Below are 12,369 nucleotides of genomic sequence, written 5' to 3'. Positions count from 1 at the left end.
CCTAATACTACGCCATACCTGTTGGCCATTACCGGGTTCCAGGTAGCCGCAATTGCCGAGCCATTTGGTAAAAACGTGGCGGAATCGGTTGTCCAGTTGGCCGACGCCCAGTCAAAGCGCTTTATTTCTTCGCGTACACCCAACGGGCCGTCATCGCAGGTTAGTTCCGGGATACCTAAACGCGGCACGCCGCCCGATGAAAATAACGCGTTGCCGTGAAGCATTTCTATTTTTTCTTCCAGCGTCATTTTCCTGACGATGCTATTGATCTTTGCTTTAAGCGCAACCTCGTTTTTGTTTTGCGCTGAAACTCCGCCGGAAAGAAAAAGTGCAATAAAACAGGTTATTGTATATTTCATAATATCATTCTGATTTTGTTTGACGTTTGTCTGGGTTAAGCCCGCATCGGTATTGACAATTACCCGGATATTGGCCTTGTGTAATGGTGTAGCCACCACTTTTAATTTACTCGATTTTGAAAGGTGTTTAATCCGTAATGCTTTAAACATTTTTGTGTGAAGTTCTTAATGAGTACCAAGCCTTCGTTAAATATTTTTCTCGATTCAGGCGATATAAGAGGATTCCTGAAGAAAGCAGGGTGCGCCTTCAGCAAAATACCAATCGTTTCAAAATCCTCTATCAATCCTTTAATTTCAGTCTCGTCTAATTCCGGCTCTTTTGAAATAATTTGACTTTCCATATTCCTTTTTTTAATCCTATTTAGAGCTACTTGAACATATCAATTTAAACTTGCGGAAAACTGCCGGTATCACGAATAAACCTATATTCGTGACACCGACAGTTTTGGTGTAATTATCCTGGATAATTTGAGGATTGTTGAATCAACGTTCATTTGCCCAATCGGCAGCAACAGCCCGTTTTAATTGAACATCTACTTATAAGCAGCATCAATAAACCAACAACCGGACTTAATAAAATTTCCATTCATCAAACAAAAACCCCTCTCCATTAAATACAAAATAGATATTCCCTGTTCCTTTAGGTATGTTCAAGGCTATTTGCTTTGAGAGCGTGGTCCAGTCCTTCGCATCGCATATAAGGGAAACAAGAGCCGGGCCTTTAAGATTATTTACATAAACATCAATCCTGCCTTTTCCTTTCACACGGGCTTCGAATTTGACAGGAACCTGTTGGCTAAAATCAGCTCCCCGTACCATAAGACATTGTTTATCTATCGTTCCTTTGGCAACCATATTACCCACACTGCCACCATCTTCGAACTGTACTTGCCCCGAAGTGCCGGCAGTGGTTTCTGCTTGCTGCACAACGAATGGATTTAATAGGTTAAGTTGTGACGGGCCTTTAAAAGTTGCATTGACCATGGGGATAGTCACATCATTTGCTTCATCCATCTGCATTGGCTCGATACCCACATTACGAAAACCACCCTTAGTGCCAAAATAATCCTGTAGATACATAGCATGGTAAGCAAGATAATATTTCCCTTTAAACTTGAAAAAGTGACTATGATTGTTTGTAAAAGGACCTACGTTAACGTCGCCGGTATTCTTAAAGTAATTATCGCGATACTTCCAACTATCCTTATCTAAGGGTGTCTTACTCGTCATATAAGATATGTTGCATGCGGTTGGTTTAGCAATATTGGTATATGGCCATTCAGTGCGTTCATCCCAACTCGTACAATAGCTATAAACCCAGGTTCCATTGATAAAGTTAAGGTCGCTGGCCTCATTGAAATAAGGAGCAGGTATCTTAGAAATACTGCTGGCTAAACTGATCATATCTGTTCCTAATTTGACGATTCGGGCATTATCCGGCATATATTTTGTTTTAGGCGTTCCGGCTCCAAAACTCAGCCAGCCTGTGCCCTGGTCGTCAATCACCACTCCTGGATCGAATGGAGCACCGACATCCACACCGGGGACGGTACGGTCGACTATGTTCTTTCCTAATGGGTCTTTCCAGGGGCCAACGGGGGAAGTGGAAGTAAGCACGGCTGAGCCACCACCGCCATTGGAGTAATACAAATAGAAGTGCGTTTTGCCGTCTGCTTCCAGCCTGGCTGTAATGGAAGGTGCCCAGGAATTCTGACTCCATGGTGCCAGCTTTGCTGTATTTATGAGGCCATGATAAGTCCAGTTGACCATGTCATCAGAAGACATCATGACCAGTGAACGGATACGCTCGTATGAATTTTTCCCATCCTTTCCTACATGCTCATACTGTTCATGATCATTGGTGGCATACACATAAATTCTTCCGTTGTATTCTACAGCTGTTGGGTCGGCCGTAAACATAAAATCTATTAAAGGATTCGCATTATTGGTGAAAAGTTTCGGCGAAACTTTTGCCCATTTCACTTCCAGATCTTCATTAATTGTCTGAGTAATTTGAATTCGCCTGGCATTACCATTCGAAGCTGTGATAGTCACTATCGCCCCGCGGGTAGCCCCGGTGTTGTTAGCGTTCGCGGTTAATTTAAGCGTAACATTTCCCGGGCCTCCCGATGACTGACCTATCGTTAACCATGGCAGTGAGGTGTTGGCTGTCGCGGTCCACTTAACATTGCTGGCGATAGAAACATCAGAACTGCTTCCTTCGGGTTCAAAAACAACTTGCGAGGAAGAAACCGTGAATTGAGTCTCAACCTCTTTCTTCTTACAGGCAAAAGAAGGCAACGTGACCAGGAACAGTAAACCTAAAAATACCCTCTGAATTCTGCTTTTCATATTTATAATATTGTTCATATATGTTAGTTTAACTTTAAATTCACCGGAAAGCGGTACTGTGTAAATCTGTTCACAGTACCGTCGTTCCAGCAAAAGCTTTATTCTAACATTAATTTTACTTATATCCTTCCTTAAGGGCATCATACATGGCCTGGTCCTTTATCACATTATTTTTTCTGTCTAACATAAAACCTATCTCCCAAAAGAATGGCATAAGACCATTCGCTTTCATAGTTTTGGTCGTAAAAGTTGTCCAGTAATCTACCGACTTGTTGTGCATAGCCAGATCCTTAGGAAGATAGTTGCTGTTGGTGGCAGCAGTCCTTCTCCAGGTTGCATATTCACCCATTATCACGGGGATACCTTTATCAACAAACTTTTTTAACTTTCCTAGTTCAGTAACTACCACATCCTCTTCTCCAAAGGTGGCGTTGCGCTCCGGCTCAATAGTAGAATGGTTCCCGGCCCCCCAGTAGTAAACCATCTTGCCCCAACTTGCGTCTCCATCCGTTAGTAGCGTAAATACAGAAGGCGTGTAGTCATGCACCTCGAGCATCAACTTGTTGGGAATATTGTCTGTTGGCATAGTATTCATCCAATCAGCAGTTTTATTAGGGTCTGTGCTCGGCCCCTGCACAACCAGCACGCGGTAACTGTTCCTGCCCCCGGTAGAGCGAACTGCCTTGATGAATGTTTCGTGGTAACCATTAAGTATGGCCATATCCGCGGCATTATTAACTGCAGGTTCATTCGCACCGGCAAATAAAAGGTGCTCATCAAAATCGCGCATGGTCGTAGCAATCTGCTCCCAAATTGCCTTTTGCATTGCATTAACAGAATCTCGCTTTATGGCATTGACATTATTTTCCAGCCATCCACTATCCCCGTGAGCATTCAGCATCACATACACATCATTAGCCACACACCATCCAACCACTTCTTTCACCCGGGCAAGCCATGCAGGGTCAATTGTTGCTTTTTTCCGGTCGCTTAAATGGCTCCAAACCCAGTTACAGGGAAGCCGTATGGCAGTGAAACCTGATTGTTTTATAAATTTTATATACGATTCGGTAACTTTACTATTCACCCAGTCGGCCTCGTTTGGCGATTCCATGGTATTGCCAAAATTTATTCCCATTCCCGTACTCATTTTCGCCGCCAGTTGTACAGCATTGCTGCTCATTCCGGTCGCATCAGGCGCTATCGGCGATGTATTATAACTTTTGTATATGGTAGGGGCCTGGGTAACCGTCACCCTCCTGGCCTGGCCATTGGAAGCACTTAGGTATAAAATACCAGAGCGGCTTGCTCCTGTACTATTTTCCGACAAGGTTGTTACATGAATAACGGTGCTGCCGCTGTTACCTGATGTTGCGCTTAATTGCAGCCACGAATAAACAGGGTTACTAATGTCCCAATCGCTACTAGAGGTAAAAGATAAATCTTGTGTTCCGCCTTCAGGCGTAAATGCGATGGCAGACTGGGTAACCGTTAGTTCCGGGGCTGCGTTTTTTGTCTTTTTACAGGAGAATAAAGATATAACTGTAATAAGAGATATAAATATTTTAAAAGAATACTTGATTTTCATTTTGTCTTGATTTACTTAAAAGTGTCCTCTGAACAACACTGTTCAGAGGACCTTTTTTAACACCCACACTAGTCGTATTGACGAAACGGTTTATATCAACTAGATCTGCCTATCTAAAGCGATGCATCTGTTTTCGCGAAATATTGCTCTTTACTTATATCCTGCCTTAATGGCATCATACAAAGCCTGGTCCTTTATCACATTATTTTTTCTGTCTAAAGTAAAACCTATCTCCCACCAAAATGGCATAAGGCCATTGGCTCTCATAGTTTTGGTGGCAAACGTTGCCCAATAATCTACAGACTTGTTGTGCATAGCCAGATCCATAGGAAGAGGCTTGCCGACGTTGGCGGCAGTCCGCCTCCAGGATGCATATTCACCCAGTATTACAGGGATACCTTGATCAACAAACTTTTTCATCTTTCCGTATTCAGCAATCAGCGCATCCTCTTCTCCAAAGGTGGCGTTGCGATCCGGCTCAATAGTAGAATGATTCCCGGCCCCCCAGTAAAAAGCCATCCTGCCCCAACTTACATCCCCATCGATTAGGAGATTAAATGTAGAAGGCGAGTAGCTATGTACCTCAAGCATCATACGATTAGGTGTCGGGTCGTGAGGCATAGTAGTCATCAGATCAGAAGTTAAATAACTATCCGTTGTGGGTCCCTGCACAACCAGCACCCGATTAGCGTTCCTGCCCCCGGTAGAGCGGACTGCATTGATAAATGTTTCGTGGTAAGTATTGAGTATAGCCATTTGTGCGGCATTATTAGCTGAAGGTTCATTTGCGCCGGCAAATAAAAGGTGCTCATCAAAATCGCGCATCGTTGTAGCAATCTGCTCCCAAATTGCTTTTTGCATCGCATTAACAGAATCTTGCTTTATGGCATTGACATTATTTTCCAGCCAGCCACTATCACCGTGAGCATTCAGTATTACATACACATCATTAGCCACACACCATCCAACCACTTCTTTCACCCGCGCAAGCCATGCAGGGTCAATTGTTGCCTTTTTCCGGTCGCTTAAATGGCTCCAAACCCAGTTACAAGGAAGCCGCACGGAAGTGAAACCTATACTTTTTATAAATTTTATATACGACTCGGTAACTTTGCTATTCACCCAGTCGGCTTCGTTTGGCGATTCCATGGTATTGCCAATATTTATTCCCATCCCCGTACGCATTTTTGCCGCCAGTTGCACTGCATTACTGGCCATTCCGGTCATATCCGGCGCAATTGGCGATGTATTATAACTTTTATATATGGTGGGGGCCTGAGAAACCGTCACCCTCCTGGCCTGGCCGTTGGAAGCACTTAGGTATAAAATACCCGAGCGGGTTGCACCGGTAGCGTTTACTGACAAGGTTGTTACATGGATAACCGTGCTACCGCTGTTGCCTGATGTTGCGCTTAATTGCAACCACGAATAAACAGGGTTGCTAATGGTCCAATCGCTACTACAGGTAAAAGATAAATCTTGTGTTCCGCCTTCGGGCGTAAATGCTATGGCAGATTGAGTAACCGTTAGTTCCGGAGCTGCGTTTTTTGTCTTTTTACAGGAGAATAAAGATATAACTGTAATAGCAGTTATCAATATTGTAAAACAATACTTAATTTTCATTTTGTCTTAATTTTAATTATTAAAAAAGCCCCACAACGATATACTGCTGTGGGGCTGTAGGCTATTTGATTTTCACACACCTAATATTGTCAATAGCGGCATAAAAACCAGTCGCAGTTGGCGAACTACTGAAATTTTTGAGGGTCATATTATAACTATTTGCACCGGTAGACCCTAATAGATCGCTTATGCGAGTAACTGATACACCATCCCCTAATTCGTCAACTTTTGACCTGAACTCAGATAAAGGAATAGTTACGGTTTGCCAACCTTTCGTTTTAAAAGCTTTGGTAACATTTGAATTAGGAATTTTCCATGGCTCATAACGCGCAACATAACTGTCACCTGCCAATTCAGTTCTGATATAAAGCGTACCTCCATTCCATGGCTGAACCACACTTATTTCAAATTGAAGAGCCCAGCTTGAAGGAGGATCTGTAATATTTGCCACAGGTACCCAGTGATTACCCGTATTAGAATTACCCAATGGGGCGTACTTACTGGCACCGCCAGCTAAAACAGGAGAATCAAAATAGATATACATCGTATTATTTGTTCCCATCGAACCATTATAATCGGCTATAGGGCCGAAAGCCAATTTTTCATCTCCCCACCAGGCATAGCCAAAATTATCACCCCACTCAAAATTTGCTAAAAGGCCTTCAGTAACGCCATTTTGAGTATTTACTTTATAAACAGTAGAAACCGTTCCATAACTGGTAACAATGGCCACTGGCCCACTAGCGTAGCTGTACTTACCCGGAGCCGCAAACTTAACATAAGCGCCATGTGGGCCTTCTGTGAAATTTGTAATAGTAGCACCGCCAAAAGAAATTGACTGAACAGTCTTAAGGTAAGCACCATAAACATAAACCGAATCACCAAGGTCGGGATTACCGTTGGAAATGGCGGCAATGATTGGCTTTGCATTTATGGTATCCAGGGCAATACCACCTTTAGTGGTTACCGTAATGAATTTGGTAGGCGTTAATGCCGGCATCAAAAAGCCAAGAGAGTCCCCATGAAGGCTCGATTTAAATTTGGGGATATTGGTGCCTCCATATACCAGGCTTTGAACCAATACTAAATTTGCACCAAAAAGATAAACCGAATCGCCCGGGTTGGCAAACACATCAGATATAGCATAAACAGTTGGCGCAGGCGGGCCTAATTTAAAGGCGAACGTTGTTGTGCCTGCTGGCGTAGCATATTCTACTGTATAAAGTTTAGTGGTATCAATTTTTGCAAACTCTATGTTAGGGATTTGCACCACGGCACTGTTAGGCGCAAATAATGTGGAATTGAATGAGGCCGGTACCCCATCGAAATTTATTTTAGTTGCATTTTGCAAATTCTGCCCGGTTATTACCACCCATTGGCCCTTTGCCACAGCACTATTCAAAACCGTGTCGTTTGGCGAGGCAACATAACTCTTGATGCTTGCAATAACAGGAGGGGCACTGTTGGTTGCAGCGTCTTTTTTACAAGCCGGCAGGAAAGCCACCAGCAGCAGGAGAAGCGGCAAATAACATAATTGTAAAAATGATTTATTTTTCATAACAATATATTTAAGTTTTTTTTGATTAATAATATGGTACCGGTGGCTGAGCCAATTTAGGGTCGCTGGTAATCTCTGATGAGGGGATCGGCAACGTAAAGGAATTGATAGTTGCCGGAAGCGTAGATGGCGGGGCAATAGTATCCCTTGTAGCCTTTTTAGTTACCGGGTCATAAGTAAACGAGATCCGGCCATGCGTGGCATCCTGGTCATTCAGGAACTTCACCGCATTACTCGGATCGTAATAAGAATACCTAACCAGGTCTATCCAGTATTGCCCTTCAAAAGCAAGCTCAACCCTTCTTTCCGTACGCATCGAAGCCGGGGTTATCGAAGTCACAATATCCACACCGGCCCTTATCCGCACTCTATTAAAATAAGTTAGGGCGTCGCCATCGCTCGTGCTCGCATTATTGCCCAAAATAGCTTCGGCATATACCAAATACACATCGGCCAACCTAAGGATCGCATTATGCTCGATGGATGACCATATATCCATTGTTGGCGAATTGTTGTCTTTTTCGTTGCCAATAATGTGTTTCTTCAGCCCGGTGCCTGTCGCCTTAAAACCACCGGAGGCTTGAAGCAATTCGGGATAAATATCCCCGTTCAGCATGATAGTGGCTTTGCGCCTTACCGTATCCTTAGCCGAATACATCCGGTATAGATCATACGTTGGTTGTAAGGCTTGCCATCCGCCTTGCTTTTGAGGAAGTACCTCCGCGCTTGGTGAAAAATAAGTTTGTAAAGTATTGCCATTTCCATAACCTACGCCCGCGGCCCATTGAATGGAAAATAAAGACTCCTGGTTATCGTTGTTTTGCGCCTTGAAAAGGTCGTAATAGCTGGGCAATAAATTTATATTGCTATTTTTACACACATTGCCCGCGTACTTTTTAGCACTGTCGAGCAAAGCCTGGTCGCGGCTGCCGCTTTTGCCTACGCCTGCCATGGTCAAATATACTTTGCCCAGCATCCCCTGCGCCGACCAGGTAGTTACCCGGCCCTTTTCGTCTGTTTTGGGCAGATTGTTTGCTGCATAAGTAAGGTCGTTGGCAGCGAATTTATAAACGTCTGTAATAATATTACGCGGAAGCAGCGGATCTTTGATCAGTTTGCTGTTGTCTTCTATAATGGGTACTGCGCCCCAATACACCGCCAAATGGTAATAAGCTATGGCACGGATAAATTTTGCCTCGCCTATGGCCGCGTTTTTGTCTGCAGCAGAAATGGACGGGTCCGCCTGTTTCTCTATGGCATTGATAACGCCATTGCATTGCCCTATAACATTGTACAGCCCAACCCAGCCATTTGTTACCAGGCCATTTTGCGCGGTAATGGTGCGTGTAAAAAGCTGTACCAGATCGTTGCTGTACTGAAAGCTGCCGGTGCCGCTTAATACGTCGCCCAGCGGTATCAGGGCGCCATTGCTCCATTGAAACCACAGCGCACCGCCGTAAAGGCTTGCCGTAGCCAACCGTAGATCGGACCTGGTTTTGTAGAAATTGGTAGAACTTATCTGCGAATTGGACGGGCGGTCCAAAAAGCTCTTTTTACATCCCGCCACTGCTGCCGTGCATAGCAGGATGATGATGATTTTGTGAATTGATTTCATAAACATATATTTTTAATCGGTGATCGTTTTATTATTTCAAGGTTATGTTTGCACCAATGGTAAATACTCTTGGCTGCGGATAATAACCGCCGTCCCAACCTGCCTGGAGCGGGTTCCACGAACCAACTTCAGGGTCCATGCCTTTATATTTTGTAATGATAAATGCATTGGATACGTTGGCATATACCCTAACAGAACGCACAGATATTTTTGACAAAAGACTTTCTGATATCCGGTAACCTAAGGTGATATTTTTGCATCGCAGGAATGAACCATCCTCAATCATCAAGCTGTTAGGGCGGTTGTTGCTGTTGGTATTGTCATTTCTCACCCCTACTACTGTTGTTGTTGGGTTGATAACATATACATTGTCAACATCGGTTGCAGAGCCGGCAGGATTTACCAGGGCCAGTTGCGCATAGTTTAGTACCGATGTAAAAAAAGTGGCATGATTTCCCGGATCGGTTTGCTGTATAGCCATTTGATTGAACACCTTGTTGCCATAGCTGCCACTGAAGAAAATATTCAGATCGAAGTTCTTGTAGTTGAATGTATTATTGATGCCGTACTGGAATTTAGGGATCGGGGAGCCCAAAAAGGTCTGGTCCTTCGAGTCGATAACGCCATCGCCATTCAAATCCTTGAACATACGGTCGCCGTACCAGATACCACCGCCCGCTGCAGAAACCGGGTAAGGGTTACCGTTTGCGTCGGCAGGCCGGGCATGGTTTTGCAGATCACTTGGCGTTGCAAATATCCCATCAAATACATAGCCGTAAAATTCGCCAATGGGCTGGCCCACTACCGTTTTTTCAATTATATCGTTAATTACGTACGATTTCTGGCTTAAGTTGGCCTGGTCTCCACCTGCACCTAAACTGGTTACTTTGTTAATATTCCGCGATATGGTAAAACCGGTTTTCCAGGTGAAATTTTTAGAATTGATATTGGTGGTATTGATCTGGAGGTCGGCCCCTTTGTTGCTTAGCGAGCCCACATTGGCAAAAGGCGCTTGCATGGATCCCGGGCCCCAGCCCCCTACAGTACCGGAGTATGCCGGAAGCGGCACCTGCAGTAAAAGGCCGTGTGTTTCGCGGTCGTAAACGTCTAAGGAGAAACTTAGCCGCCCGTTTAAAAACGTTCCGTCAAGCCCCGCGCTGTAATAATTTGTCTTTTCCCACTTCACGTCCGGGTTGGCCAAATTGTTCTGGAACTGYGCTGTGCCTGATAAGCCATTTGAAACCGTTGCAAGCTGGGTTACATAAGTATTGCCCGGTATGCCCTGGTTGTTGGTTAATCCATAACCAACCCTCAGCTTCAGTTCGTCTATCGATTTTACATCTCTTAAAAACGCCTCTTTATTAATTTTCCAGGCAAAYCCRCCCGAATAGGTAGTAACCCAACGGCTGCCAGCCGGGAAATTTGCAGARCCATCGGCACGTATATTGCCGGTGAGCAGGTACTTATCGTCCCATGAGAAATTGGCRCGGCCGAAATAGGATTCCTGCGCACCGCCGCCCGTAGGGTTCGATTGTGAATTATCGCCCGAGTTTGTGGCTGTGGTAGCGTCGCCTGCATTAATCGCCTGTACATTGTCTGACGCGAAATTCCTTCGCCCGGCGCCAACATTTTCAAAAGTGCTCTCCTGGGCTTCGTGCCCTGCTAATGCATTGAAATGGAGTTTTTTGAAATTATGGTTATAATTCAGGAAGTTGCGTATTACGATATAAAAATTCTGGCCGGCGGAAGAGGAACCTCTGTTAGGGCTGGCAGTGCCTTTGCCAAAAGAATAGACCGGCGAAAAATAGTCTGCTGTATTAAAATCGAAATTACCGGATACCTCGTTCCGCAACGACAGGTCGTTAGTAAATTGTATTTCGGCATATAGGTTGCCAAATACCTGGTTCCTCCTTTTTTGGTCTTTGATAATTTTCGCCAATGCCACCGGGTTGGCAACAGGCGTTACCCAACCGGCGGGGTCGGTAACACCACCAAAGGAGCCGTCAGAGTTGGTTACCGGGACATCAGGGCTAATGCTGAGCGCGGTGCCAATTACACTATTGCCGGTTGCACTTACATTTTCATCAACGTGCGCCAATTGAAGGCTGGTGCCTATTTTTAGCCAGTTAGTGGTTTTATTGTCCAGGTTCAATCGTACCGAGTATCTGGTAAAATCAGACCCAAGGGCTATCCCCTGCTGGTTAAAATACGAGGTTGACAGCAAATATTGGGTCCTGGCATCCCCGCCACTTACCGTAATGGTGTGATTCATCATCGGAGCCTTCCGGAATAGTTCTTTCTGCCAGTCGGTACCAAGGCCCAGGTATTGAGGGTTGGCAAATTGGGGCCTGACATCAAAGCCCCAGGCAGCAGCCCTGGCGTTAATGATAGTGGCAAACTGTTGCAGGTTTACGGTAGGGAGCCGCTTCATTATTTCCTGGTAGCCCGAATAGACATCATAAGTTATCTGCGGTGCCCCCGATTTGCCCCTTTTTGTAGTAATAACAACCACGCCGTTAGTTGCCTGCGAACCGTATATGGCTGTTGCCGAAGCATCTTTCAATACATCTATCGATTCAATTTCGGCGGGGTTGATGCTATTCAATGGGTTGGAACCTTTCCCGGGATCACCAACCGGCGGGATAATAATACCATCGATAACGTACAGCGGGGAGTTAGATCCGCTTATTGACGATACGCCACGTATTTGAATAGATACGCCGCCACCGGGCTGGCCCGATACCTGTTGAACCACAACGCCGGCAACCTTGCCCTGCAGGGCCTGGTCAAAGGTAGTGGGTTGGGTTTGGCGCAGGTCGTTCCCGGATATTGAACTTATCGCACCGGTAAGGTCCTTCCTTTTGGTGCGGGCATAACCGGTAACCACCACTTCATTTAAGTTGCTGGAGGTAGAGCTTAGCTTAACATTTATTGCACCGGTTAGTTTAACGTTTATCTCCTGGGTAGAGAAACCTAAAAAGCTAAAAACCAGGATGTTTCCTGGTGCCGCCGCTATGGAATAGTTGCCGTCTACACCCGTTACGGATCCGATAGTTGTCCCTTTGATCCTAACGTTTACGCCCGGCATGGGCTCGCCACTCTCGGCACTTGTTACTTTTCCGGTAATATTTAAGGTTTGTGCATGGGCCGAAATAAAAAGAAACATGCCCATAATAATTAATGAAATTCGGTATTTCACTCTCTTTTGTAAATTTTTATCCATCTTATAAAAGGATTTTAAGGTTTTTTAATTGGTTCATTGTTGGTTGGTTGG

At 44.8% G+C, this 12,369-nt stretch carries 7 protein-coding genes and 1 pseudogene; all 8 read right to left on the bottom strand.

Annotation, left to right across the window (positions count from 1 at the left end; genetic code table 11):
• Nucleotides 1-359: pseudogene (locus AC1DYT_RS26450) on the bottom strand (glycosyl hydrolase); the annotation flags it as partial.
• Nucleotides 360-460: 101 nt separating this feature from the next.
• The gene (locus AC1DYT_RS26445) at nt 461-700 is read right to left on the bottom strand and encodes a hypothetical protein (RefSeq protein ID WP_477462330.1); all 240 of its coding nucleotides are present in this window, start codon (nt 698-700) and stop codon (nt 461-463) included.
• Between the two features lie 229 nt (nt 701-929).
• Nucleotides 930-2,729 (bottom strand): family 43 glycosylhydrolase, encoded by a 1,800-nt coding sequence (locus AC1DYT_RS26440; protein WP_477472485.1) that lies wholly within the window; start codon nt 2,727-2,729, stop codon nt 930-932.
• 97 nt (nt 2,730-2,826) lie between these two features.
• Entirely contained in the window at nt 2,827-4,299 is a 1,473-nt protein-coding gene (locus tag AC1DYT_RS26435) for a cellulase family glycosylhydrolase (protein ID WP_477472484.1), read from the bottom strand.
• 150 nt (nt 4,300-4,449) lie between these two features.
• Nucleotides 4,450-5,922 (bottom strand): cellulase family glycosylhydrolase, encoded by a 1,473-nt coding sequence (locus AC1DYT_RS26430; protein ID WP_477472483.1) that lies wholly within the window; start codon nt 5,920-5,922, stop codon nt 4,450-4,452.
• Between the two features lie 61 nt (nt 5,923-5,983).
• Nucleotides 5,984-7,480 (bottom strand): glycan-binding surface protein, encoded by a 1,497-nt coding sequence (locus tag AC1DYT_RS26425; protein ID WP_477472482.1) that lies wholly within the window; start codon nt 7,478-7,480, stop codon nt 5,984-5,986.
• 25 nt (nt 7,481-7,505) lie between these two features.
• Nucleotides 7,506-9,095, bottom strand: coding sequence for a RagB/SusD family nutrient uptake outer membrane protein (locus AC1DYT_RS26420; protein WP_477472481.1), 1,590 nt, complete (start codon nt 9,093-9,095; stop codon nt 7,506-7,508).
• Between the two features lie 31 nt (nt 9,096-9,126).
• A complete protein-coding gene (locus AC1DYT_RS26415) occupies nt 9,127-12,318 on the bottom strand; it encodes a SusC/RagA family TonB-linked outer membrane protein (protein ID WP_477472480.1) in 3,192 nt (1,063 codons plus the stop codon).
• Between the last annotated feature and the right edge of the window lie 51 nt (nt 12,319-12,369).

It is taken from the genome of Mucilaginibacter sp. P1_D10 (assembly GCF_056406215.1).
This window is presented reverse-complemented; position numbering and strand designations above follow the sequence as displayed.

Excerpts from the sequence above, each read along its gene's own strand:
- AC1DYT_RS26440 (WP_477472485.1), bottom strand. The coding sequence starts at position 2,729 with ATGAACAATATTATAAATATGAAAAGCAGAATTCAGAGGGTATTTTTA.
- AC1DYT_RS26420 (WP_477472481.1), bottom strand. The coding sequence starts at position 9,095 with ATGAAATCAATTCACAAAATCATCATCATCCTGCTATGCACGGCAGCA.
- AC1DYT_RS26430 (WP_477472483.1), bottom strand. The coding sequence starts at position 5,922 with ATGAAAATTAAGTATTGTTTTACAATATTGATAACTGCTATTACAGTT.
- AC1DYT_RS26425 (WP_477472482.1), bottom strand. The coding sequence starts at position 7,480 with ATGAAAAATAAATCATTTTTACAATTATGTTATTTGCCGCTTCTCCTG.
- AC1DYT_RS26435 (WP_477472484.1), bottom strand. The coding sequence starts at position 4,299 with ATGAAAATCAAGTATTCTTTTAAAATATTTATATCTCTTATTACAGTT.
- AC1DYT_RS26445 (WP_477462330.1), bottom strand. The coding sequence starts at position 700 with ATGGAAAGTCAAATTATTTCAAAAGAGCCGGAATTAGACGAGACTGAA.